The 24,854-nt window shown below is 57.2% G+C and carries 27 protein-coding genes and 1 pseudogene; 14 read left to right on the top strand and 14 right to left on the bottom strand.

The window, feature by feature from the left end:
• Window positions 1–10: 10 nt before the first annotated feature.
• The 13 genes and pseudogenes from hisD to RCI20_RS12835 all read right to left on the bottom strand — a co-directional run bounded on the left by hisD (window position 11) and on the right by RCI20_RS12835 (window position 9,197).
• Window positions 11–1,312, bottom strand: coding sequence for a histidinol dehydrogenase (gene hisD, locus RCI20_RS12775; protein WP_306606101.1), 1,302 nt, complete (start codon window positions 1,310–1,312; stop codon window positions 11–13).
• Between the two features lie 4 nt (window positions 1,313–1,316).
• Entirely contained in the window at window positions 1,317–1,961 is a 645-nt protein-coding gene (gene hisG / locus RCI20_RS12780; RefSeq protein WP_306606103.1) for an ATP phosphoribosyltransferase, read from the bottom strand.
• A 114-nt stretch (window positions 1,962–2,075) separates the two neighbouring features.
• Window positions 2,076–2,282, bottom strand: a complete 207-nt coding sequence (locus RCI20_RS12785) for a cold-shock protein (protein ID WP_011289117.1) — start codon at window positions 2,280–2,282, stop codon at window positions 2,076–2,078.
• Window positions 2,283–2,518: 236 nt separating this feature from the next.
• A complete protein-coding gene (gene murA, locus RCI20_RS12790) occupies window positions 2,519–3,772 on the bottom strand; it encodes a UDP-N-acetylglucosamine 1-carboxyvinyltransferase (protein ID WP_306606111.1) in 1,254 nt (417 codons plus the stop codon).
• On the bottom strand, window positions 3,765–4,007 hold the full coding sequence (locus tag RCI20_RS12795; RefSeq protein ID WP_306606113.1) for a BolA family protein: 243 nt from the start codon (window positions 4,005–4,007) through the stop codon (window positions 3,765–3,767). Before RCI20_RS12795 ends, murA begins: the two co-directional genes overlap by 8 nt.
• Before the next feature lie 6 nt (window positions 4,008–4,013).
• Window positions 4,014–4,766, bottom strand: coding sequence for an ABC transporter permease (locus RCI20_RS12800; protein WP_306606115.1), 753 nt, complete (start codon window positions 4,764–4,766; stop codon window positions 4,014–4,016).
• A 29-nt stretch (window positions 4,767–4,795) separates the two neighbouring features.
• Window positions 4,796–5,482, bottom strand: a pseudogene (locus tag RCI20_RS12805) (ABC transporter ATP-binding protein); the annotation flags it as partial.
• Between the two features lie 9 nt (window positions 5,483–5,491).
• Window positions 5,492–5,773, bottom strand: coding sequence for a lipid asymmetry maintenance protein MlaB (locus RCI20_RS12810; RefSeq protein WP_306606117.1), 282 nt, complete (start codon window positions 5,771–5,773; stop codon window positions 5,492–5,494).
• Entirely contained in the window at window positions 5,770–6,396 is a 627-nt protein-coding gene (locus RCI20_RS12815; RefSeq protein WP_306606299.1) for a phospholipid-binding protein MlaC, read from the bottom strand. The genes RCI20_RS12810 and RCI20_RS12815 overlap by 4 nt, the downstream gene beginning before the upstream one ends.
• Window positions 6,397–6,408: 12 nt before the next feature.
• On the bottom strand, window positions 6,409–7,131 hold the full coding sequence (locus RCI20_RS12820) for a VacJ family lipoprotein (RefSeq protein ID WP_306606119.1): 723 nt from the start codon (window positions 7,129–7,131) through the stop codon (window positions 6,409–6,411).
• A complete protein-coding gene (gene mlaD, locus RCI20_RS12825; RefSeq protein WP_306606121.1) occupies window positions 7,128–7,598 on the bottom strand; it encodes an outer membrane lipid asymmetry maintenance protein MlaD in 471 nt (156 codons plus the stop codon). The genes RCI20_RS12820 and mlaD overlap by 4 nt, the downstream gene beginning before the upstream one ends.
• A complete protein-coding gene (mlaE, locus tag RCI20_RS12830) occupies window positions 7,598–8,389 on the bottom strand; it encodes a lipid asymmetry maintenance ABC transporter permease subunit MlaE (protein ID WP_306606123.1) in 792 nt (263 codons plus the stop codon). Before mlaE ends, mlaD begins: the two co-directional genes overlap by 1 nt.
• A complete protein-coding gene (locus RCI20_RS12835) occupies window positions 8,373–9,197 on the bottom strand; it encodes an ABC transporter ATP-binding protein (RefSeq protein WP_306606125.1) in 825 nt (274 codons plus the stop codon). The genes mlaE and RCI20_RS12835 overlap by 17 nt, the downstream gene beginning before the upstream one ends.
• Window positions 9,198–9,339: 142 nt before the next feature.
• On the opposite strand from RCI20_RS12835, the gene RCI20_RS12840 reads away from it, so the two are divergent.
• From RCI20_RS12840 to RCI20_RS12885, 10 genes are all read left to right on the top strand, one after another.
• The gene (locus RCI20_RS12840) at window positions 9,340–10,971 is read left to right on the top strand and encodes a pilus (MSHA type) biogenesis protein MshL (RefSeq protein ID WP_306606127.1); all 1,632 of its coding nucleotides are present in this window, start codon (window positions 9,340–9,342) and stop codon (window positions 10,969–10,971) included.
• A complete protein-coding gene (locus RCI20_RS12845; protein WP_306606129.1) occupies window positions 10,972–11,415 on the top strand; it encodes a tetratricopeptide repeat protein in 444 nt (147 codons plus the stop codon).
• Window positions 11,412–13,079 carry a GspE/PulE family protein gene (locus RCI20_RS12850; RefSeq protein WP_306606131.1) on the top strand — a complete coding sequence of 556 codons (1,668 nt, stop codon included), beginning with the start codon at window positions 11,412–11,414 and terminating at the stop codon, window positions 13,077–13,079. The genes RCI20_RS12845 and RCI20_RS12850 overlap by 4 nt, the downstream gene beginning before the upstream one ends.
• 2 nt (window positions 13,080–13,081) lie before the next feature.
• Window positions 13,082–14,272 carry a type II secretion system F family protein gene (locus RCI20_RS12855; protein WP_306606133.1) on the top strand — a complete coding sequence of 397 codons (1,191 nt, stop codon included), beginning with the start codon at window positions 13,082–13,084 and terminating at the stop codon, window positions 14,270–14,272.
• Complete coding sequence (locus RCI20_RS12860; protein ID WP_306606135.1) at window positions 14,269–15,624, top strand: hypothetical protein; 1,356 nt, start codon at window positions 14,269–14,271, stop codon at window positions 15,622–15,624. Before RCI20_RS12855 ends, RCI20_RS12860 begins: the two co-directional genes overlap by 4 nt.
• Window positions 15,621–16,172 (top strand): hypothetical protein, encoded by a 552-nt coding sequence (locus RCI20_RS12865; RefSeq protein WP_306606137.1) that lies wholly within the window; start codon window positions 15,621–15,623, stop codon window positions 16,170–16,172. The genes RCI20_RS12860 and RCI20_RS12865 overlap by 4 nt, the downstream gene beginning before the upstream one ends.
• Window positions 16,169–16,474 carry a hypothetical protein gene (locus RCI20_RS12870; RefSeq protein WP_306606139.1) on the top strand — a complete coding sequence of 102 codons (306 nt, stop codon included), beginning with the start codon at window positions 16,169–16,171 and terminating at the stop codon, window positions 16,472–16,474. The genes RCI20_RS12865 and RCI20_RS12870 overlap by 4 nt, the downstream gene beginning before the upstream one ends.
• The gene (locus RCI20_RS12875) at window positions 16,471–18,444 is read left to right on the top strand and encodes a hypothetical protein (RefSeq protein WP_306606141.1); all 1,974 of its coding nucleotides are present in this window, start codon (window positions 16,471–16,473) and stop codon (window positions 18,442–18,444) included. Before RCI20_RS12870 ends, RCI20_RS12875 begins: the two co-directional genes overlap by 4 nt.
• 76 nt (window positions 18,445–18,520) lie before the next feature.
• Window positions 18,521–19,114, top strand: coding sequence for a hypothetical protein (locus RCI20_RS12880; RefSeq protein ID WP_306606143.1), 594 nt, complete (start codon window positions 18,521–18,523; stop codon window positions 19,112–19,114).
• Window positions 19,115–19,140: 26 nt separating this feature from the next.
• Window positions 19,141–19,773 carry a prepilin-type N-terminal cleavage/methylation domain-containing protein gene (locus tag RCI20_RS12885; protein ID WP_306606145.1) on the top strand — a complete coding sequence of 211 codons (633 nt, stop codon included), beginning with the start codon at window positions 19,141–19,143 and terminating at the stop codon, window positions 19,771–19,773.
• A 9-nt stretch (window positions 19,774–19,782) separates the two neighbouring features.
• Here RCI20_RS12885 and RCI20_RS12890 read toward each other — a convergent pair whose 3' ends face one another.
• Complete coding sequence (locus tag RCI20_RS12890) at window positions 19,783–21,735, bottom strand: cation:proton antiporter (RefSeq protein WP_306606147.1); 1,953 nt, start codon at window positions 21,733–21,735, stop codon at window positions 19,783–19,785.
• A gap of 53 nt (window positions 21,736–21,788) precedes the next feature.
• Here RCI20_RS12890 and RCI20_RS12895 point away from each other — a divergent pair, with 53 nt between their 5' ends.
• From RCI20_RS12895 to RCI20_RS12910, 4 genes are all read left to right on the top strand, one after another.
• Complete coding sequence (locus RCI20_RS12895) at window positions 21,789–22,787, top strand: SIS domain-containing protein (RefSeq protein ID WP_306606149.1); 999 nt, start codon at window positions 21,789–21,791, stop codon at window positions 22,785–22,787.
• A 72-nt stretch (window positions 22,788–22,859) separates the two neighbouring features.
• Window positions 22,860–23,441 (top strand): LPS export ABC transporter periplasmic protein LptC, encoded by a 582-nt coding sequence (gene lptC, locus RCI20_RS12900; protein ID WP_306606151.1) that lies wholly within the window; start codon window positions 22,860–22,862, stop codon window positions 23,439–23,441.
• On the top strand, window positions 23,438–24,037 hold the full coding sequence (lptA, locus tag RCI20_RS12905; RefSeq protein ID WP_306606153.1) for a lipopolysaccharide transport periplasmic protein LptA: 600 nt from the start codon (window positions 23,438–23,440) through the stop codon (window positions 24,035–24,037). The genes lptC and lptA overlap by 4 nt, the downstream gene beginning before the upstream one ends.
• Window positions 24,038–24,221: 184 nt before the next feature.
• Complete coding sequence (locus RCI20_RS12910; RefSeq protein ID WP_373691524.1) at window positions 24,222–24,782, top strand: phasin family protein; 561 nt, start codon at window positions 24,222–24,224, stop codon at window positions 24,780–24,782.
• Window positions 24,783–24,854: the final 72 nt, after the last annotated feature.

Below are 24,854 nucleotides of genomic sequence, written 5' to 3' on the forward strand. Positions count from 1 at the left end.
TGCTTTCCGGTCAGTTTTCCAGCCGGAACTCGGCCGACTTGGCATGCGCCGGCAAACCTTCGCCGTGCGCCAGCGTCGAGGCAATCCGGCCCAGCGTTTGCGCACCGGCCTGCGAAACCTTGATCAAGCTGGTCCGCTTCTGGAAATCGTAGACGCCGAGCGGCGAGGAAAAACGCGCGCTGCCGGAAGTCGGCAGAACATGGTTCGGGCCGGCACAGTAATCGCCCAGCGACTCCGAGGTGTAGTGGCCAATGAAAATCGCCCCTGCATGATGGATTTTTGCCACCCAGGGATCGGGATCGGCCAGCGCCAGTTCGAGGTGCTCCGGCGCTACCCGGTTGGCGATGGCAATCGCCTCATCCATGTCGCGCACCTGAATGAAGGCACCGCGATTGGTCAGCGAAGTACGGATGGTTTCGGCCCGCGGCATGGTCGGCAGCAATTTTTCAATGCTGGCCTGCACTCGCTCAAGATAGGCGGCATCCGGGCAGATCAGGATGGATTGCGCCAGTTCGTCGTGTTCGGCCTGCGAGAACAGATCCATCGCCACCCAGTCCGGATTGCCGGAACCGTCGGCCACCACCAGAATTTCCGAAGGACCGGCCACCATGTCGATGCCGACAATGCCGAACACCCGACGTTTGGCCGTTGCCACATAGGCATTACCCGGCCCGACGATCTTGTCGACCTGAGGCACGGTTTGCGTACCGTAAGCCAGCGCGCCGACCGCCTGCGCACCGCCCAGCGTGAATACGCGATCGACACCGGCCAGACAGGCCGCCGCCAGCACCAGCTGATTCTTTTCGCCGCCCGGCGTCGGCACCACCATGATCAACTCCTTGACGCCGGCGACCTTGGCCGGAATCGCGTTCATCAGCACCGACGACGGATAGGCCGCCTTGCCGCCCGGCACGTACAGACCAACGCGGTCGAGCGGCGTGACCATCTGGCCGAGCATGGTGCCATCGGCTTCGGTAAAGGACCACCCTTCAAGACGCTGCTTCTCGTGATAGACACGTACCCGATTTGCCGCCGCTTCCAGCGCGGCACGCCGTTCGGCCGGCAGGCTGTCGAGCGCCGCCTGCATTTCCGCCTGCGACAGTTCCAGATCGGCCATCGAAGCAGCAGTCAGACGATCGAACTTGTTGGTGTATTCAAGCACGGCGGCATCACCGCGCGACTTCACATCGGCCAGAATGCCAATCACCGTGCGTTCGATGCCTTCATCGGCAGCTGCCTCGAAGGCCAACAGTTCGTCGAGTTTTGCCGTGAAATCGGCGTCGACCGTGGAAAGACGCTTGATGGCCACCATGATGCTAGTTCTCCACCGCCTGGGCAAAGGCGTCGATAATCGGTTGCAGAATTTCGCGCTTGACCTTCAGCGAGGCCTGATTGACGACGAGGCGCGATGAAATGTCCATGATGTGCTCGCAGGCCACCAGCTTGTTGGCCTTCAGCGTGCCACCCGTAGACACCAGATCGACGATCGCATCCGCCAGTCCGGCCAGCGGCGCAAGCTCCATCGAGCCGTACAATTTGATCAGATCGACGTGCACACCCTTCGCGGCAAAATGCTCACGGGCTGTCTTAATATACTTCGACGCCACTTTCAGACGATTCCCCTGACGCACGGCATTCTGATAGTCAAAGCCTTCGGGAATCGCGACCATCATCCGGCACTTGGCGATCTGCAGGTCAAGCGGCGCATACAAGCCTTCGCCGCCATGCTCGATCAGCACATCCTTGCCCGCCACCCCCAGATCGGCAGCGCCATACTGGACGTAGGTCGGCACATCGGTTGCCCGCACGATCACCACGCGCACGCCCGGTTGATTGGTTTCAATGATCAGTTTCCGGGAAGTTTCCGGATTTTCCGTCGGCACAATACCGGCAGCCGCCAGCAAAGGCAGGGTTTCGTCAAAAATGCGGCCCTTGGAAAGGGCGATAGTGATACCGGTCACGGGCTGTCTCGGTGGCAAAAGGTGGATTTTAACGCAAAGGGGCGGCACTCACCGCGCCCACAAAAGCAAAAAGCCCGGCAAGCCGGGCTTTTCGATACTGCGATATCCGGGAGCTTATTCAGCCGGGCGGATGTTTGCAGCTTGCTTGCCCTTCGGGCCATTCACGACGTCGAAGGTCACTTTCTGGTTTTCGGCCAAGGTCTTGAAACCATTGCCTTGAATTGCAGAGAAGTGAGCGAAGAGGTCTTCACCACCTTCAGACGGGGAGATAAAGCCGAAGCCTTTGGAATCATTGAACCACTTAACGGTACCGTTTGCCATTTATAGCATCCTTGGAAAAAAATAATTAATAAAAAAACGAGAACCAAGACCGAGGAGCTGACAAACCGAATACGGTGCAGGAACAACACACTGCCTGGAAATCCCGAGCCCGCAGTATGTACCTAGCGGGCTTTTATGCAAAGCTTTTTTTGAACTTTTCAGTAGTTGACCGCGAGAACGGCCAAAACTCACGATAAAACAACAACACTAGGCGAGCTCAAACCCACCGTACGAAATCAGCGAACCCGCCTCACGTTGGCCCCCAGGCAGGCAAGTTTTTCCCCAATGCGCTCGTAACCACGATCCAGATGATAGATGCGGTCAATCAAGGTTTCACCCTGCGCCACCAGACCAGCAATAATCAGCGAAGCAGAAGCCCGCAGATCGGTAGCCATCACGGTCGCCCCCTCCAGCTTGTCGACCCCGCGCACGATGGCATTATTGCCCTCAATCTGGATATTGGCACCCAAGCGGGTCAACTCGCTAACGTGCATGAAACGATTTTCAAAAATCGTTTCACGGATGGTGGCCACACCTTCTGCCACACAATTGATCGCCATGAACTGAGCCTGCATGTCGGTCGGGAATGCTGGATAGGGTGCGGTACGCAAACTCACTGACTTCAAACGGGCCGGCGCAGCAAGACGGATCGCATCGCGCTCGACAACGATTTCACACCCGGCATCCATCAACTTGTCCACCACGCTGTCAAGATAAGCGCCTGACGTTTTGGTCAGACGGACATTGCCGCCAGTCACGGCAGCAGCACAGAGATAGGTTCCGGTTTCGATGCGATCCGGCATGATCGAGTGACGAGCGCCGTGCAACTTCTCGACACCCTGAATACGAATGATGTCAGTCCCGGCACCGGAAATGCGCGCACCCATCGAAATCAGGCAATTAGCCAGATCAACAACCTCGGGTTCGCGGGCTGCATTCTCGATGATCGTTTCGCCATCGGCCAGACAGGCCGCCATCATCAGGTTTTCGGTGCCGGTCACGGTCACCATGTCGGTACAGATACGCGCCCCTTTGAGACGACTTGCCTTGGCATGCACATACCCTTGCTCGACCGTCACCTCGGCCCCCATCGCCTGCAATCCCTTGATGTGCTGATCGACCGGACGAGCACCGATGGCACACCCCCCCGGCAAGGAGACGCGCGCCTCGCCACAGCGCGCCAACAAGGGACCGAGCACCAGGATGGAGGCACGCATGGTCTTGACCATTTCATACGAAGCGACCGGATTGTTCAAGCCGCTACCATCGAGCGTCAGTCCATCAGCGCCATCCTTCGCTACACCGACACCCATGTCGCTCAAGAGATGCAACATCGTCGAGATATCGTTCAACTGCGGCACATTGACCAGCTCCAGCGGATCGGATGACAACAACGCGGCACAAAGAATCGGCAAGGCGGCGTTCTTGGCACCCGACATCGCAACTTCACCGGACAACACACTGCCGCCCTGAATCAACAATTTATCCACGCTTGGCGCTCCATTCTTCCGGGGTCAGGGTCTTGAAAGACAGGGCATGCAATTCGCCCGTCGCCAGCTTGTCCTTCAGAGTCTGATAAACGTGCTGCTGGCGCTGGACACGATTTTTGCCGACGAACTCGGCGCTAACAACAATTGCCTCGAAATGCTGACCATCGCCATCGAGTTCGAGGTGTTCGCAGGCCATGCCGGCGAGGATGAGTTGCTTGATCTGATCAGGATGCATGAATATTCAGGTTCTCAATTTCCAGCCACGTTTGAGCAAGCTGAGAGTCAGCAAGCTCACTGCAGCAAGACAGACGGCGACCACAGCAAGACTGAATTCCGGCGCCACATCAGAGACACCAAAAAAGCCATAGCGGAAGCCATCAATCATGTAAAAAACGGGATTGTAATGCGACAACTGCTGCCAAAACGCCGGCAAGGTATGAATCGAATAGAACACGCCGGACAACATAGTCAACGGCATGATCAAAAAGTTCTGAAAGGCTGCCAACTGATCGAATTTTTCAACCCAAATACCAGCAATCATGCCCAGCGCACCAAACAGGGCGCCACTGAGCAGGGCAAAAGCAAAAACCCAGACAGGTGCCACGACCTGCAAATCAACGAACCATACGGTCGCCAGCAAGACACCAACGCCCACCATCAACCCGCGCACCATCGCGGCAAGCACATAGGCAACAAAAAAAGCGCTATAGGGAATCGGCGGCAGCAGAACAAAGACGATCGAACCAGTAATCTTGGCCTGGATCAGACTAGACGACGAGTTAGCAAACGCATTTTGCAACACCTGCATCATAACCAGACCGGGAATCAGGAAACTGGTGTAGCCCACACCATGCACTTGTACATGATCCTCCAGCACATGGCCAAAGATCAGCAGATAGAGCATAGCCGTCAGCACAGGTGCCGCGACCGTCTGGAAAGCGACTTTCCAGAAACGCAACACTTCCTTGTAGAACAAGGTCCAGAAACCGATCATCGGTGCATGTTCCGCATGAAGACCTCTTCCAGCGAAGCACCGGGGTACTCGGCCATCAGATTGGCCGTACTATCGAGTGCGATCAGTTGCCCTTGCTTCATGAGCGCAATCCGGTTGCAGAGCGCTTCCGCCTCTTCCAGATAGTGCGTCGTCAAGATGATGGTATGGCCTTCAGTATTGAGTCGGCGAACAAACTGCCACAACCCCTGACGCAACTCGACGTCGACACCGGCAGTCGGCTCATCCAGCACAATGACCGGCGGTTTATGCACCAGGGCTTGGGCGACCAGCACACGGCGCTTCATTCCGCCGGACAAACGGCGCATGTTCGCATCGGCTTTGCCGGTCAGATCAAGGTTATGCAGAACCTCATCGATCCAGTCATCATTTTTTCGGATGCCAAAATAGCCGGACTGAATACGCAAGGTCTCACGCACGCTAAAGAAAGGATCAAACACCAGCTCCTGCGGCACGACCCCGAGCAAACGCCGTGCTTCGCGAAATCCGTGCACTACATCATGCCCCATGACCTTGATGCACCCTGAGTCCAATCGGGACAAACCGGCCAAGCATGAAATCAGGGTAGTTTTGCCAGCGCCATTAGGACCGAGCAAGCCAAAAAAATCCCCTTGGGGAATGTCGAGCGACACGCCGGCCAAAGCTTTCAGCGGGCCAAAACTTTTAACGACATCAACAATGGATACAGCCGGCAACATAAGGGCCGATCAGGCCTGAGGCAGGAGTTCGGCAACCCCATAAAGCTTGGCCAGAGACAACACTCCTGCAGGAACCCCGACAAAACAAACAGTTGACCGCAGCAGCACAGCATGACGCAACCAGCCCAGCATGACGGCGACAGCCGAAGAGTCAGCCTCCTCGACCGAAGACAAGTCAAACACAACCTCACCAGGCGCCATCAATGAACGTCCGCTATCCAGCAAGGCTCTGGCATTTTCCATCACCATCGCACAACCAATATTCAAACGCCCGGCAGATTGGCTGATCATTTCTTGACGACCTTGCCTTGTGTCGCTTCCAGAGATTGATTTTTGGACACCAAGCTGGCAACCAACCCATCAACGCCGCCCTCGCGGACTTCCTTGGAGAACTGACTGCGGTAATTGGTAACCAAGCTAATCCCGGCAACCACGACATCGTAAACTCGCCACTTTCCATCCGCCAACTCAAGCCAGTAATCGATTTGCACTGGCTGGCTACCGGGCTGAATTACTTCAGAGCGCACCAGAACATCGGTTTCGCCTGGCTTCATCTTGAAGGGCTTGTAATCGATGCGCTGATTGCTGTAACTGCGCAGGGCATTCGAATAAGTACGCACCAGCAGCATCTTGAACTCTTCAACCAGACGATTTTTTTGTGCGGGACTGGCCGTACGCCAATCTCGCCCTACAGCCAGAGAAGTCATGCGCTGGAAATTGAAATTGGGCAGCACCTTGGCATCGACCAGCGCCACAATTTTCTTCATGTCGCCATTCTGGACATCCTTGTCCTGGCGAACGATATCCAGAACCTCCTCGGACACCCGTTTGATCATGGCATCCGGTGCCTCAAGCGCCAAAGCCGGCAACGAAAGGAAACAAATAGCAAAAAAAGCAAAAACACGACTCATCATGGCACTCACGGGTTAATCATCCTGGCGCGGAGGGCGACCATCATAAATAAGGCTACGACGACGCTGCAAATAGGCATCGCGAACATAGGCGTATTTGTCCAAGGCTGCTTCCTCAAGGACTTTGTCAGCCGGCAGGAGACCCGCGCGAATATCTACCACGCGCAATACATTCGCCCCCACACGCACAGAAGCAGGACGGACATCGGACAAGGGATCTGTATAGACATCTACCGCCCAACCGGCAAAATCACGCGTCGTGCGTGAGCCGATTAACGGCAGGAATAGATAGGGGCCATCGTCAACCCCCCAGACCGCCAATGTCTGACCGAAATCTTCGTTATAGCGCTCAAAACCAAGTTCACTGGCTACGTCGAAAAGACCAAAAATACCAACACTGGAATTGATCAACAACCGGGCAAAACTACTTCCTGCGTCATCCACTTTGCCTTGCAACGCACTGTTAGCCCCAACCCAGAGCTCTCCAACATTGCCAAAGAAATTCCCGATGCCTGCCTTGACCGGCAAAGGAGATACTGTGTCGTAGGCCTGCGCCACAGGACGGAGTGCATATTTATCAAGCGCTTCGTTCACTGAGAACATAGCGCGATTAAAGCCCTCGAAGCGATCAACCTCCTCCTGACCTGTCGCCTGCCCGATAAGCAGCACCATCAGCAAAGCGGCACGGGCAACCAAGCGGCAGCGTTGCCAAATCGAGAATCCAGCCATCACGGTCATTGAGCCCCCTGTCCTTCCGTTGCCTTGCTGAAAAGGAACTGACTGATTAGCTTTTCCAAAACAACAGCAGACTGGGTTTTGGTAATCAGATCGCCTGCCAGCAACATTTTTTCGTCGCCCCCAACATCCAATCCAATGTATTGCTCGCCGAGCAAGCCAGCGGTGTAGATGGAAGCAAACGAATCCTTCGGAAAACGATAACGCCCGTCAATCTCCATTGTCACCACGGCTTCATAACTTTCGGGGTCGAAGCGGATGTTGGCGATGCGGCCAACCAGCACACCTGCGCTTTTGACCGGGCCACGAGCTTTCAAGCCGCCGATGTTATCAAACTTGGCCTGCAGCACGTATGTATCGGACAGATGGGCGCTGGAAAGGTTGCCTACCTTGAGGGCCAAAAACAACACCGCAGCGAAGCCCAGCGCCACAAAAAGACCGACCCACAAGTCGAGAACAGTACGGTTCATCAATTACCCCGGAACATGAACGAAGTGAGAATAAAATCCAGCGCCAGTATGGCCATGGCAGAAGTCACCACCGTGCGAGTGATGGCCCGCGAAACCCCCTCGGCCGTCGGGACAGAGTCATAACCTTCAAATACGGCAATCAGTGAAACAGCAAAACCGAATACAGCACTTTTGATGACGCCATTCATGATGTCATAGCGAAAATCCACACTGGACTGCATCTGGGACCAGAACGCACCGTCATCAACGCCAATAAACACAACGCCAATCAACCAGCCACCGAAAACCCCCATTGCTGAAAACATTGCTGCCAGCAAAGGCATGGAAATCACCCCAGCCCAAAATCGGGGCGCTACAACGCGAGCAAGCGGATTTACCGCCATCATGTCCATGGCCTTCAGTTGTTCGGTTGCTTTCATCAGACCAATTTCTGCCGTAACCGAAGATCCGGCACGCGACGCAAAAAGCAAGCCGGCCACAACCGGCCCCAACTCCCTGACCAGAGAGAGCGCAACAAGGACACCAAGTGCCTCGGTCGACCCGTAGCGCTGCAAGGTTTCATAACCTTGCAAGCCCAGCACCAAGCCAACAAACAACCCGGAAACCAGAATAATCAACAACGACAGCACGCCGCTAAAATAAATCTCGCGCAACGTCAGAGGAAGACGACGAAAAGCCGTACCCGAATGCGCCAGAATGGCAAACAGGAAACGCGTGGCAAAACCAAGTCGCCAGACACGATTAACAGTGGCATGTCCGATGTGGCGCAATAAATCAATCGGCCCTGGCATTTACCCCCCCGCTCAAAAAATCCTGCCGCACGGATGGGGCCGGATAGTCAAAATGTACGGGACCATCCGCTTCGGCATAGACAAACTGGTGCACATACGGATCGTTCGAGGCACGAATTTCATCCGGCGTACCTTGCGCAACCACCTTGCCGCCACTCAAAAAATAGATGTAATCGACGATCAGCAGGGATTCCTGAATATCGTGCGTCACCATGATCGATGTTGCCCCGAGCGCATCGTTGAGCGAACGAATCAAGCGACCAATGACGCCCAGCGCAATCGGATCAAGACCGGCGAATGGCTCGTCATACATCATTAGCATGGGATCAAGGGCTATGGCCCTGGCTAGCGCAACACGTCGCGCCATGCCCCCGGAAAGCTCTGCAGGCATCAAGGCATGCGCGCCGCGCAAGCCCGCTGCTTCCAGCTTCATCAATACAAGATCGCGGATCATCTCTTCCGAGAGATCAGTGTGCTCCCTCAACGGGAAAGCCACATTATCGAAAACAGACAAGTCAGTAAATAATGCACCAAACTGAAAAAGCATGCCCATCTGACGGCGCAGGCGATACAACTCCGCTTCAGACATCTGGCAAACTTGGTGTTTTTCAAGGCGCACGCTACCGCCAGTCGGGCGTAGTTGACCACCAATGCAGCGCAACAAGGTTGTTTTGCCACAACCAGACCCCCCCATGATGGCCACCACCTTGCCACGAGGAATCTTCATATTGATTCCCTGTAACACAGGCCGCTCGTCATAGGTGAAATGAAGGTCCTGAATATCGACCAGGATGTCGTCCGACTGCACGGGATTCCCCAAAAAAAACAGGCTGCATTCTATCAGAAATCGCAGCCGTACCCGGCCGACGGGGAAGCAAGAACAGCACAATTAATGACAAAGTCGTATTTTATCGCTAACATGCAATGCGAAACGCATAAACAAGGATCTCATGACGGCTCAGACCATATTATTGCTGGGATTTGCCATTCTGCTCGGCGGTTGCAGCGCCCCATTGCCCAAAGCGCCACTACGTGGCCACCTGCAAAATCAGACACCTGAGGCAAGCGGCAGCATTCCGCAGATCGTCGAACGCCTGGCCGAGCCTCAGGACGTCGCCATACCCCGGCAACGCCTGGGCAGCGAAAAGTTCAGCGTAACGGTGCATCGTGTACCGGTTCGCGACTTGTTATTTGCTTTGGCTCGCGATGCCGGAATCGACATCGATATAGCCCCCGGCATTAACGGACTAATCACCCTGAATGCACTTGAGCAGCCTTTGCCCGCACTACTCGCCCGCATCGCCCGCCAAGTGCCATTGCGCTTCGAGCTCACGGCAGACAGCCTGCTTATCCTGCCAGACACGCCCTACCTCAGACACTACCCGGTCGATTACGTCAATCTGGCCAGGACAGTGAATAGTGCAGTGTCAAACAATATGCAAATCGGCAATACAGCAGGCAATACCGGCAACAGCATTGGCGCCGGCAGCCTGTCGAATACCCGCATTGAAAACACAACACAGCATCGCTTCTGGGAAAACCTGGAGAAGAATCTGCGCATTTTGTTGGCCGAGCAGGCAACAACAACTTCTGCGACCGACACCGGAGAAGCCGAAAAAAACCCGACCAGAACAGCGCCCACGACATTGCTCATCAACCCGGAAGCCGGCCTGATTTCGGTGTTTGCGACACGCAACCAGCACTTGGGCATCCAAGCATTCATCGATCGTGTCGGACAGTCGGCCCGCCGCCAGGTGATGATCGAAGCCACCATCGTTGAAGTGGCGCTCGGCGAAGGTCACGAGCAAGGTATCGACTGGAATGGACTGGTCCGCGGAGGCTTACTTGAATTTGCCGGGAATTCACTAAAAAACACAGTCAATCTGCGCTACAGCCGGGATGACACGCCGCGCGCCCTGATCAGCCTGCTCGACAGCTTCGGGACCAGTCGCGTTCTCTCAAGCCCACGAATTTCAGTACTCAACAATCAAAGCGCACTACTCAAGGTGGTCGAAAACTATGTCTATTTCACTGTCCGTGCTGACACGACGACGACCGCCAATGTCGGAACCACGGTTACCTATTCGACTACGCCGCAGACTGTCTCGGTCGGTCTGGTACTCGGGGTAACGCCACAAATATCAGCCGATGATTCGGTACTGCTCAACATCCGGCCAACCATCACCAGCATTGGGCGGGAAGTCCCTGACCCCAACCCTGACCTGCGCAAGAACGGGATAGAGAATCTTGTCCCAATGATCCGAACGCGGGAAATCGAATCGGTAATGCGGGTATCCAACGGACAAATTGCCGTACTCGGTGGCCTGATGGAGGATCGCATCAATCAACGGAACAATCGCCTGCCCGGTCTCGGAGACATTCCACTAGCCGGCGAACTATTCAACAACCGGAACAATCAAGCGCAAAAAACCGAGCTAGTAATCTTCCTGCGCCCGGTGGTCATTCGCGAAGCCAGTCTGCGAGGCGATTTTTCTGGTTTGGCGGATTACCTTCCGGATACGGGCTTTTTTCGGCCAAGCGAACACCTCCCCTCATCCAGATATACCGGAGCGGAACACTGAATGCGAGCCCTGCACAAACTACTGCTCAGCCTGACTCTGGCAAGTGCGAACATTCCGCTCGCTGCCCACTCAAGCGAACAACTCGCCACGCTGGGCATGCGCAATCTTGCAGCCTACAGCCCGCAGGAGCAGGAAAGTCACTTGCACCTCCTGATCTCCGAACACCCGGGCGATATGGCACTACATTTTCACCTCGGCAACCTGCTGGCCGGCCAACAACGCTGGGCGGCTGCAAGAACGGCGTACGCCCGTGCCGCCGAGTTGTCCATCGAACACCCGGATATCCATTACAACCTGGCCATCGCGCTTGACCACTTGGGGCAATCGACGCAGGCAGCACGCCACTACCGGATGGCCCTTCGTGCGGCAAAAAACCGACCTCACATGTTTCACCCGACGACGGCCGAACAACGCCTGAGAGAAATCGGAGCAAGCGCATCATGAAGCAGCGAATACTTGGTCAACGTCTGCTTGACGCCGGCTTGATCAATCAGGATCAATTACGCATTGCCTTGATCGAACAGGAAAAAACCCGCCAACGACTCGGCCAGTTGTTGCACCAGCTGGGTTTTGCTGCGGAAAGTACAGTCCACGACATCCTGGCCGAGCAGCTAAATTTGCCACGCTACAAACCGGCCAAACATCAAATCAGGCCGGAAGCCATACGCCTGATCCCTGCGGACATGGCACGCCGTCACCGCCTGTTGCCGATTGCACTGGATAGCACAGGGCGTCGCCTGCAACTGGCGATGGCAACACCCAACGACCCCGCGACACTTGCTGGCATGCAGACACCGGCTCTGGCCGGCCTCGATCTGGATATCCTGCTTGCCGGCAACAACGAAATCGAACACGCCATCGATCTACACTATGGCCACAGCTTGGCGATCGACGACATACTTGCCGAACTCGAAGGCAAGCCCTTGGCGAGCACATCGACTGGCGACACACCTGGCAAATCTCCGGCCGTCAGGCTGATCGATGCAGTGCTCGGCGATGCAGTCCGCGAACAAGCCTCCGACATTCATTTCGAACCCGAGGCTGCCTGCCTGCGCATCCGTTACCGGATCGACGGCGTACTCGACACCATTCGCATCCTGCATAAATCGACCTGGCCTGCCTTGTCGAGTCGGCTGAAAATACTGGCCGGCATGAATATCGCCGAAACTCGTGCCCCGCAGGATGGCCAGATCAGCCAGCAGATCGCCGCCCGCCAGATCGATTTTCGTGTTGCCAGCCAGCCGACCATGCATGGCGAAAATATTGTCTTGCGCATCCTGGATCGCCAGAAAGGCATCGTACCGCTCGCCGCGCTAGGCCTCGATGCAACCCAGTTCAAGCTGTTCGAGCGCATGCTCAGTCGCCCGGAAGGCCTGTTGCTGGTCAGCGGCCCCACCGGCAGCGGCAAAACCACAACGCTTTATTCTGTCCTCAATCAGCTCAACCACCCAAGCGTGCACATCATGACGCTGGAAGATCCCGTCGAATACCCGTTTCCGTTGATCCGCCAAACCTCACTTTCGGACAACGTCAAACTCGACTTTGCCGGCGGCGTCCGTTCGATTCTTCGTCAGGACCCCGACATCATGCTGATCGGCGAAATCCGCGATGGCGAAACCGCCAGCATGGCACTGCGCGCAGCTCTGACCGGCCATCAGGTATTCGCCACCCTGCACGCAGCCAGCGCCATCGCCGCCTTGACGCGCCTGCGCGAACTCGGCGTCGAACAACACATGCTGCATGGCAACCTGATCGGCGTCGTTGCGCAACGGCTGATCCGTCGACTGTGCCCGCATTGCCGGAGCAGCCGACCGGCCAGCTCGGCGGAAATGGCCTGGCTCAAGCTGCCGCACCTTGCCATAGCCGGCCAATGCGTCAACTGCAAGCAGCAAGGCTACAGCGGCCGCTTGGCACTGCTCGAAATCCTGCGCATCGATCCGGCACTCGACAATCTACTGGCCGAAGGTGCCAGTCCGCCGCGATTACTCGAACAAGCCCGGGCGAGCGGTTTTCGGCCATTGAGCGAAGGGGGACTGGATTTGCTCAGAGCCGGCGAAACAACGCTCGAAGAAATTGCTCGCAACGTCGATCTGAGCGAGTGGGTCTAAGCATGTATTTTCGCTTCAAGGCACTCGACGCGCGGCAGCAATTGATTAACGGCGAAAGCGAAGCGCTCGACCTCGATGCACTGATCCAGCAACTGCAGCAACAGGGGCTTGAGTTGCTGCACGTTCGTCGCAAACGCAAACGGCGTGTACCGCGTATATCACGGCGCGACATCATCGATTTCTGTTTTCAGATCGAGCACTTGCTCAATGCCGGCATCCCGCTACTCGATGCACTGCACGATCTGGCCGAACACAGCGCCAGTACGCACCTGCGCGCGCTTTGCCAACGGCTGAGCAGAGCAGTCAGTAACGGACAAGCGCTGTCAGCCGCCCTGCAAACAGAAGGGCGGCAATTGGAACCGGCTTTCATCGGCCTGATCCGGGCTGGTGAAATCAGCGGTCGCCTACCCGACGTACTACAACGCATGGGCCACAATCTGCAGCAAGCCGAAGCGCTTGCCGCCCGAACCAGTCAGGCGCTGACCTATCCCGCCGTGGCCGGGGCCCTGGTCATTGGCGCCAGCATTTTCCTGATGCGTTTCCTGGTTCCCCAAGTTCGTGTTTTTCTCGACGAGGCCGGACTTGCCTTGCCACTGCATACCCGCCTGCTGTTTGCCCTCAGTGATTTTCTCGACCGCTACTGGGGATGGGTAGCCGGCCTGCCGCCCTCCTTGCTGCTTATCGCCATCCTTGCAGCCCGCAGCAGTCCAGGCATCCGCCTGCAACTTGACCGCTATGCGCTAAAAGTGCCACTGACTGGCGCGTTGCGGCGAAAAACACTGATCGCCCGCCAAGCCGATTTACTCGCACTGCTTTACGCTACCGGCATTCCTTTGCTCGAAGCGCTGGAGGCGCTGCACAAAAGCTGCGCCAATCGATTCCTTGCCCAAGCCCTGAAGCAAACGCGCGACGCCGTTGAGCAAGGCAGCAGCCTGGCCGACGCCTTCGCCCGACACGAAATTTTCCCCCCGCTGCTGATTCGCATGTTGCAAGTTGGCGAAAGGAGTGGCGCGCTCGAAAAATCCTTGGGCAATATTGCCCGACTTTACGAACGCGAAGCCAGTACCTCGATGAAGCGGCTGCAAACGCTGATCGAACCAGCCCTGACCTTGAGCATCGGCATCCTGCTCGGCTGGATCATGCTATCTATCCTGCAACCGATCTACAGCATCATCGGGCAGACCGCGCGATGACCCGACATTGCCAGCTTTACCTTGAAGCCGGAGAGCTATCCGCCTGGCAGCGCAAACAAGGGCAAGCACAAGAAATCGCCCGGTTTGCCGACACACCGGACGGCTTGGCACGTTTTTCCGCTTTCCTCGCGGTTGACCGCAAAACTCGCTATTCGCTGCTGGTCAACCTGCCCGACGAAATTTTTGTCAGTGAATCGCTCCCTCGACTACGCCGCAGCGAACGTCAGGAAGTCCTTGCCGCCAAGGCGCGCCGCTTATTCCCGGACACACCATGGCACTGCGCCACCCGCAGCCAGTCCGACGAAACCCGTTTCCTTTTGCTGGCACTGGGCCAAAGCGCCCCGCTAAGCCGCTGGACAGATCGCATCAAAGCTGCCAACAGCGCGCTGGACAGCCTGCACAGCTTGCCGCAACTCTTGCCGGTGTTGCTCAAAAAATCTCTGCCACACAAGCCAAGCCAACCCAACCCAGCCCTGCTCACGCTTTCATTGCACGACAACAGCGCCCGCTTCAGCCTTCTGACGCATGGCTACCTGCGTATTTCACGCCTGAGCCAACTCACCGAAGGCGCCACACTGGCCGACGAATACCGCCGTTTTGTCGATCACATCACCCGCCAATGCGGCCTTGAAGCGGGCACTGCGCTCTGCGTGATCGGCGATGCCGAACAACTGGCACAAATTGACCTACCGAATATCGTCGACCGCATCACGAGCCCAGCAACCAATAGCGCCGGCCTGTTTCTGGCTATCCCACGTCAGCAATGGCCGCGCGAGCAATTCGCCCCGCTGGCGATGCGTCAGCCGGCCAGACAACAAAGGCAGACTGAGTGGCTCTGGCGCAGCGCGGTGCTACTGCTTCTGCTTGGAGCAGCCATCTCGCTCGAGCGCCTGAACAGCGAGTTGCGCAACCAGGCTGCCATCGAAACAATCCAGGATGCGACACGACGCATCGACACAGCAATTGCACAAAATGACCAGTTGCTGACGCACAGTTCGCTGAACCGCGAGCAGTTGCAACAACTGGCCCAAGACCATCCAAAGCTGCTCGCCCAAAGCGATGCCTTCAGCGCCTCACTCCTTGCACTAAGCCAAAGCCTGGAGCGGTCGCCGGCCATCGAACTCGCACGTATCGACTGGAAAATCGACGGTTTTCCACCGTCGACCGCAACAATGCAAGTAGATGGACAAATCAAGCACCACAACGGTACGTCGGCCAATTTGTCGTTACGCCATTTCCACGAGCAGCTCAAAGCCAGGCAGGCGGTCAGCATACTCAACGCACCCAGCGCACAACCGGGCGCGACCGACTTGCCGTTCAGCCTCCTGCTGAGCCAGCGGGAGAAGCCATGAAACACGACGCTCTGCCACGCCAGATCACCCTCCCTCAGCCTCTACGTCTGCCGCTTGCCGCCGTACTGATCGCTGGTGCACTGGCGACCGGCAGTATCGTCTGGCGCATTGATCGTGCAGCAACGACCGAGGCGCTGCGGCTAAGCCGCCAGAGCCATTATGATTTGCGCGCCAAACAACTGATGCAACAAATCGCCAGCGCCGATACCGTATCCGCCGGACTGGCGATTTACCACAGACTTCACGCTGCTCAACAAGCATCCACTGCGCCTTACGAGACCGCCATGGGCTTCCCCCCTGGCGCCACAATCGAGATCGAACAGCCCCAGCCGACACGCAGCACAACAGACCTATGGCGCGAATACACGAGCCGTCTGCAGCTGACCATTCCACACGAAGGCCACTTGCTCAAATTGCTGGCCGACTGGCGCAGCCAATCAGATGGACTTCACCAGCTACGCGCCTGCCGAATCGAACGGCTGGCCGATGCACTCCAGGCCGATTGCCAACTTACCCGCTTTGAACTGACAACTAAGCGAGCGCCATGAAAAAAACCCTGTTGTTGAGCAGCCTCCTGATCTGCACGCCTGGCTACTGCGAAGCGCCGGGAAGATTGTTCTTCACCCCGGCGGAACGACTGAGCATCGACCAAGGCGCCCCCGCGGCAGACACGCAGGCCCACTATCGGCTGGATGGCACCGTAAAATCCAGCAACGGACAGCCAATTTACTGGCTCAACGGACAAACCGGCAATCAACCGAACCCCACGCTGGCCGTTGGCGACAGCAGTGATGCGCCACTCCTCCCGGCCAACAGCATCCGTACTCATCGCAACGCGGCCAGTCGATGAGCCGAGCACCAGCGCACCCGTCATCTTCACGTCAACGACAAGGCGGCGCCATCCTGTTTGCGCTGCTGGCCTTCAGCCTGTTCGGCATGGTTGCTTACCTGTATCTCGCCAACGGCCGAGCACCACGCACCGCCCAAAGTGCTGAAGCGGCCCTGCAAAAGACGCTGGCCCGGGCCAGTGAAGCCCTGATTGCCCGAGCAATGGCCGACGACAACCGCCCAGGCAGCCTGCCTTGCCCCGATTTATTGACCGACACACCGAGTCTTGCCAATTACCCAGGCGACGGCAAAACCGATTTGCTGACGCGCAATCAATGTCCGAGCCAGATCGGCTGGCTACCCTGGGTCACCCTGGACATGCCGCAAACACGCGATGACCACCAGGGTACGCTGTGGTACGTCATCGCACCGGGCTTGTCCGACGATGAAAGCGCCATGCCAATCAACAGCGACAAAACAACCGGCCTCGCCCTGCATGGCACTGGCGAAATTGCTGCCCTGCTGATCGCCGCCCGCGCCCCCTTACCCGGACAACACCGCCCATCGGCATTGCCGGAAAATCATCTCGAAGGTCAATTAAAAGTCGGCCCAACGCTCGACTATATCGGCCACACGAGACCTGACAATGACAAAATCCTGGCCATCAGCCGGGGCGAACTGATGGCGGCAGTGGAACAAGGCATCGCACAGCGCGTCCGTCATTGCCTGTCGGCACACGCTGGGCAAACCGGTCGTTACCCCTGGCCCGCGCCACTCAGCAGCACGGCGCGCCAAGGACAAAGAGATGCCTTGTTTGGTCGGGTGCCGCTCACCCAGCCGAGTGACGGCATCAGCCGCGACATCGCCCAAGCCAGCGCCGACCTGACGAGACGAAGTGCCAACCTGACTGCCGCAACGGATGCGCCGGGCAAGCTGACCGCACTGAGCCAACTGGCGGAATTTTCCACGCGGGCTAAAAATCTATTCACCAATGTTGATGACGTCGCCGACGAAGTAAAAATCCTCGGTGACAAGGTCACGCTGGCCCTGAATAAAGTGCAAGCCAGCATCGCCAGCGCGGCGGAAAACGATCGCATCGCCGTTAGCGAAGGGAATGCCATCCTGACTCAGCAAACGGCCGCAATTATTGCGGTCAACACGCTAAGTGATGCACTTTTCCGCTACGGTCTAGACGCCCTGTCGTGGCAAGCGGGTCAGCCCGGCCTCCCCATGGGCGTTGGCGCAGAAAATGCACACGCTGCGCTAACCGATCAGCTCAAGCAACTACAAGAAGCCGGTGAAACGTTCGCCGCGCAACACAACGCGCAACCCCGTCCATTGCAAGCGCTGCTCGTCGCCCCGGCCCAAGCCATCGCGACACGGGCCGACGAAACTGCCCGCCTGAGCCAAGTGATTGCCAAGCATGCGACGGCAATCATCCAACTGGCGACAGCCAACTTTGCTCTGGCTGCACAGATGTCTGATGCCAATAGTAAAGCGAGCACGGCAATAAGCACCTGGCAAGACAAACCAAGCGCCAGCAATCGCAACAAGATGGACACAGCGCTGAGCGAACTCGCCCAAACCACCACGCGACTCTCTACCGGCCTGCAAGACCAAACAGCAACGACCACCAGTAGCGCTGCTGCGGCCTGGCCCATCAGCTGGGCATCCGCCCACTGCGCCTTCCTGAAAAAAGGCCCGGGCTGGTGGAATGACAACGCCTGGGCCGAACTGTTTTTTTACCAGATCACGACACCAGACAGCCTCATCCAAGGTGACCTGCGGGTTGGCGGCAAGGACAAGCTGCCCCTGCTGGTGCTCAGCGCCGGTCCGGCCTTGACTGGTCAAACACGCCCCGCCAACCGGATTGAAAATTATCTTGAGCGGCGGAATGCCGACCCGTCACGCAACGGCGAAGCCCGCAGCCCAAGCCCGTTTTTTGACCTCCCGAGCAACCGTGAGCCGATCAATGACCGCATCGCCTACTAAAGATTCGCCACAGGCCGGCTTTTCGCTCTTCGAACTGGCCCTTGTGTTGATTGTTTTCGGTCTACTGGCAGGCGGCATGCTGAGTAACTTATCCGGTCAACGCCGGTACGGCGAAGAACAACGCGCCCAAGGACAACTCGAACTCAGCCAGGAAGCGCTCTACGGCTTTGCGATCAGCCATGGCCGCCTGCCTTGCCCGGCCAACCCGACACTGGATAGCGCCGCAAGCGATGCCGGCAACGAAGATTGCAGTCGCGAATACGGCGTCTTGCCGTGGCGCACACTTGGCTTGGGCGAAACCGATCCATGGGGACAGCGGTTGAGTTACTACGTGCGCCAGACATTTACGACACCACCAGCCAGCGGCGCCCGAGCCGGCTTCAGTCTGGACAGTATCGGCAACGCCAATATCCGCCCGGCCGCCAATGCAGGCAACAAACTGGCCGACGCACTGCCTGCCGTGCTGGTCAGCCATGGCCGCAACGGATTTGGTGGCTATCGCCAAAACGGCCAGAGAACTTCAGCCAGCCATCTGGACGAACAGGAAAACGCCGATGCCGACCTGATTTTTGTCAATCGACTACCTGACGACAATTACGACGACCAAGTGATCTGGCTTACCTCGAGCATTCTGAACAGCCGACTGCTTGCCGCAGGACGAATGCCCTGACTCATTCCACCACCAAGGAGCGCAGCATGCCCGCAAAACAACACGGCTTTACTCTGGTCGAAATTGCCATCGTACTGGTCATTATCGGCATCCTGCTGGGTGGCATTTTGAAGGGCCAGGAAATGATTACCCAAGGCAAAATTCGCAGCGTCGAGAAGGAGATGGACAGCATCTCGATTGCCCTCCTCAGCTATCAGGATCGTTACAAGGCACTTCCTGGAGACGATGACAAAGCAAAAAGCCGGTGGACAAACACCGAAAACGGCAATTTCAGCGGGACCATTGACGAAGCCTTCAATTCAGTTAACGACGCACATGAAACCCGTCGCCTGTGGAATCATTTACGTCGCGCCGGCTTCATCAACGGCGACAGCGAATCTTTCTCCCAACCCGGCAATGCCGTTGGCGGCCTGGTCGGGGTACAAACCGACATTCGCAACGGCACCAGTATCGTGGTTAGCGGGGTGGTCATATGCTCGACCAATCTGCCGGCCAAAGTCGCCAATGCCGTCGACGCCCAACAGGACGACGGCAACCCAGCCCGGGGAAGCCTGCGCGGCTTTTCTCAGAGTGCCAGCAACACCCCTGATTTTGCCACCACCATCAGTGCCTACGTTGATGACGGCAACAAGCTTTACACATTATGCAAAACCACTTGAATGCCCCACTCAACGCTTGAGCAAACGCTCTTCGGCTGCCACAACAGCCCCCTGCTCACCCAGCACGACAACGACATCGCCCTCATCCAGCCGCGTTTCCGCTGCGGGCTCCAGCGCACGGATGCCACGTCGACGAATCGCACTGACTTCGCAACCGAGCAACTCGAGTCCGAGCTCGCCCAACGTCTGACCAATGGCCGCCGCGCCCGGCGTCAACCAGATTGAATGCAGGCGCGGCTGACTCCCTTCATCCTCATCGCGATCGGACAAGCCCCGATAGAAACCGCGCAGCAAGCGATAGCGCTGTGATCGGGTCTGGCGAATTCGCTTCAGGACACGATTGATCGGCACGCCAACCAGCACCAGTGCATGCGACGCCAGCATCAGGCTGGCCTCCAGGGTTTCCGGCACAACCTCCGCAGCACCGGCACTGGCCAGACGGTTCATGTCTTTTTCATCCGAGGTCCGCACCACCACCGGCAGGTCGGGGCGCATTTCCTGAACATGATGCAAGACCTTTTCGGCCAACGGCGTATCACTCATTGTGACAATCACCACGCTGGCCCGCATCAAACCGGCCGCCATCAGCGCTTCCTTGCGTCCGGCATCTCCGAAAACCACACTTTCACCACCGGCCGCAGCTTCCCGTACGCGATCCGGATCAAGATCCAGAGCAATGCTCTGCACGCCTTCCTGCGCCAGAAAGCGCGCCAGATACTGACCATTGCGCCCGAAGCCGCAAAGAATGGCATGTTTTTCCGAGGTCATAGAATGGGCGGCAATCTGCGTCACCTGCATGGAGCGCAGTAACCACTCACTGGCCACGAAACGCATAACCAGCCGTTCGCTGTACTGCACGATGAAAGGCGCAATCAACATCGACAACACCAGCGCGGTCAGGGCAACCTGCTCGATTGCCTTCGGCATGTTGGCGATCACCCCGAGCAGCACGAAACCGAACTCGCCCCCCGCACACAACCACAGCGCCGAGCGAATGGAATTACCCGGTGTCCCGCCAAGCTTCCAGGACAATGCCCCCACAATCAGCGCCTTGAAAAGCAGCAGAGAAATCAATACCAGCCCGACCTGCCACCATAAGCCGACCAGAATGTTCATATCGAGTTTCACACCGATGGTGACGAAAAACAGCCCCATCAGCACATCACGAAATGGCTTGATGTCCTCCTCCACCTGCATGCGGAACTCGGTTTCGGAAATCAGCATGCCCGCGACAAAGGCACCCAGCGCCAACGACAGGCCGGCATGCTCGGTAATCGTTGCCAAACCAAGCGTAATCAGCAAGACGTTTAGCACGAACACTTCGCCGGACTTGGCCCGGGCAACGAAGTGAAACCATTTGCGCATCAGCTTCTGCCCGAAAACCAGGATCAAGGCCAGAACGGCCACGGCCTTGAGCATCGCAATACCCATCAACATGGCCAATTCGCCGGGTGGCTGGGTCAGCGAGGGCAGCAGGACCAGCAAGGGAACGACCGCCAGATCCTGGAACAGCAACACACCGATTACCTGGCGACCGTGCGCTGAATCAAGCTCCATGCGTTCGGCCAGCAACTTGGTCAACACCGCCGTGGACGACATGGCAAACACCGCGCCAAGAGCGATTCCCAATTGCCAACCAATACCGAGCGCAATGACCAATACCATCACCAGCAGCAAGGTCAGCACCACCTGCAGCAAGCCCAAGCCAAAAACGATGCGCTTCATCGCATGTAACTTGGGCAACGAAAACTCCAGGCCAATCGAGAACATCAGGAAGACCACGCCAAACTCGGCCAGATACTCAGCCCGATGAATGTCCGACATCAAATTCAGCGCATGCGGACCAATGATGCTACCGACGGCCAGATAGCCGAGCACAGGCGGCAAATTGAAACGACGAAAGAGCACCACGGCGAGAACCGAGGCACCAAGCAGAAGGAGAACGAGGGAGAGTGCGCTCAAAGCGGGCAACTTGAAGTCAGGTATACTGCGGCCATCATAACCTTTGCGCGCTCATGAACCCAAATCCGCTTCCCGCCAGCTTCTCGCCGGAACGTGCCCTGATGCTGGGTCGCCAGACGCTGGCCATCGAAGCTGCGGCGGTCGACGCCCTGAAAAACCGGATAAACGGTGAGTTCTCGGCCGCCGTCGAGATGATTCTCATCAGCCGGGGACGCCTGATCGTCAGCGGCATGGGTAAATCCGGGCATATTGCGCGCAAGATTGCCGCCACCATGGCCAGTACGGGCACTCCCGCCTATTTTGTCCATCCCGCCGAGGCTAGTCATGGCGACCTGGGCATGATTACCCGTCACGACATCCTGCTTGCACTATCCAATTCCGGGGAATCCGAAGAACTGCTGCGTATCGTGCCAGCCATCAAGCGCCAAGGTGCCAACCTGATCGCCATGACCGGCGTCGCCGATTCAACGCTGGCCCGGGAAGCCGACATCCATCTCGACGCAGGGGTCGCACAGGAAGCCTGCCCGCACAACCTGGCACCAACAGCCAGCACCACTGCAGCACTGGCTCTGGGTGATGCACTGGCTGTCGCGCTGCTTGATGCGCGAGGTTTCGGGCCGGATGATTTTGCCCGCTCACATCCCGGCGGCTCGCTGGGACGACGCTTGCTGACGCACGTGCGCGATGTCATGCGCCCCCTGGCCCGAGTGCCAACCGTACTTCCCGGCGCGCCGATCGGCGATGCCATCGTTGCGATGTCGCGCGGCGGCCTGGGTCTGGTCGCGATAGTTAATTCAGAAAATCAGGTAATCGGGATTTTTACCGATGGCGACCTGCGCAGAGCTTTTGAAAAGAGGCTTGACCTGCAGCATGGCAGCATCGCCGATGTCATGCACCCGACACCGCACCATATCGGGCCAGACTGTCTGGCGGTCGAAGCCGTTGAAATGATGGAGCGCTTGCGCATCAATGGCCTGCTCGTCTGCACCAACGATGGCCAGCTTCAAGGAGCCCTTAACATGCATGACTTGTTCACTGCGAAGGTTATCTGATGGATACCGAAACCCGCACCAGCCACACCGGGCAAAAGCAAGACTACCTTCGTAACGCATCTTGATGCCTCAATGAAACATTCGTCCGGACAACTCTTTTCCATCGCCCTGCTGTCCACGATCGCCGGGCTGACCTTCATGCTTCAGGCTGCGCTAACCCCCGACGCAGCCAAGCCGGACCGGCACCTGACGCACGATCCCGATGCAATGGCAGAGAATTTCGAAATTCGGCGACTCGACGATCAGGGCAAACTCAAATATCGGCTCACAGCACCGTATATCGTACATTTCTCGGATGATGACAGCTCCGAAGTGAAGACACCGCGCCTCATCGCCTATCGACAGGATGCCCCGCCACTCACCCTGACCGCCGACCAAGCAAAGATTACCGCACGCGGGGAGATGATCTACCTTAATGAAAACGTCAAAATCCTCCGCGAGGCCACCACGCAATCCCCCGCGCTCCTCGCCAGCACTTCCCTGCTGACGGTGGAACCTGATGCCGGACTGGCCTACACTGATAAAGCGATAGAAATTACTCAGGGTGCCTCATGGATCAAAGGTATCGGCGCCCGCATCGACAGCAATGCTTCAACCTTCGAACTGCAGTCACGCGTTCGGGGACACCATGTCGCCTCAAGAGTCCAACCATGATTCCGCACATCGTCATACTTACACTCGCCACCTTCGTCAGCCTACCGGCATTTGCCGAAAAGGCCGACCGGGACAAGCCGATGCAACTGGAAGCCAACCGGATGTCCATCGATGACGCAAAAAAAATTCAGACACTGGAAGGTGACGTAGTTATCACCAAAGGTACGCTGATACTAAAAGCGGAACGCATCGTCATCACGGAAGATCAATACGGATTCCAGAAAGGCAGCGCCTTTGCCGGCAACTCGGGCAAAAAAGCCACTTTCCGTCAGAAACGTGAGGGACGTGATGATTACGTCGAAGGCGAAGCAGAGCGAGTCGAATACAACAGCAACAGTGAAGTCGTCGAACTATTCCATCGCGCCCGCGTACGCAGTGGCGAAGATGAAGTCAAAGGCGACTACATCTGGTACGACGCAGTTAGCGAAAAGTTTCTCGCCAGCGCCAACGACACTCGCGCCGCGAATGCGCCTCCGGGACGGGTGCGCGCCATCATTCAGCCACGCACCAAAGGCAGCGAACCAGCCCGGCCGGAAGGACGCGGAGAACGCTTGCAGCTAAAGGGAACCAATACCATTCTCCCCCCCCTGGACTGAGGGACTCTGCTCGTTGCTCAAGGTCGGGATGGCAGCAAGCCATTTGATTTGTGCACTGCACAACATTTTGTTGACAACCCAACATTGCTGTCTATAATCATGAACATGGTGCGGTGCAACATCGCCTGAACGGGTAAGCACTGCTACAGCAATGACTGTTCAGCACGACCTTTTCACTTAGGAGATTTCCATGTTCAAGACCCCCGAGCAATTCGCATCTGCCAACAAGGCAACCGTTGATTCCCTGCTGTCGCTGGCCAACACCGCTCTGGCATCGGCCGAGCGCATCGCCGCCCTGAATCTGAACACCGCCCGTTCGCTGATGGAAGACTCCGTTTCCGGCGCCAAGGCCCTGATGGGTGCCAAGGACGTACAAGAAGCCATCTCCATCCAAGCCTCCCTGGCACAACCGAATGTTGAAAAGGCTGTTGCCTACTCACGTTCCGTGTATGAAATTTCTGCCCAGACGCAGGAAGAATTGTCCAAGATGGTTGAGTCGCAATTTGGCGACTTCCAGAAGACTGTTGCCGGTCTGCTCGACCAGGCTGCCAAGTCTGCGCCGGCCGGTTCCGATGTGGCCGTTGCTGCAGTCAAGAGCGCCATCGCTGCCGCCAACTCCGCCTTCGACAACATGAACAAGGCTGCCAAGCAAGTTGCTGAAATCGCCGAAGCCAATGTTGCTGCTGCGACCAATGCTACTGTCAAGGCGGTCAGCGCCACTACCGCTGCTTCGAAGAAAAAGTAATTCGTTGTATAAAGAGGCCTTCACCATGGTGAAGGCCTTGTTTCATCCATGCCCGTAAAAATACATTGGAGA

It is taken from the genome of Azonexus sp., from assembly GCF_030824335.1.
Lineage (GTDB): Bacteria > Pseudomonadota > Gammaproteobacteria > Burkholderiales > Rhodocyclaceae > Azonexus.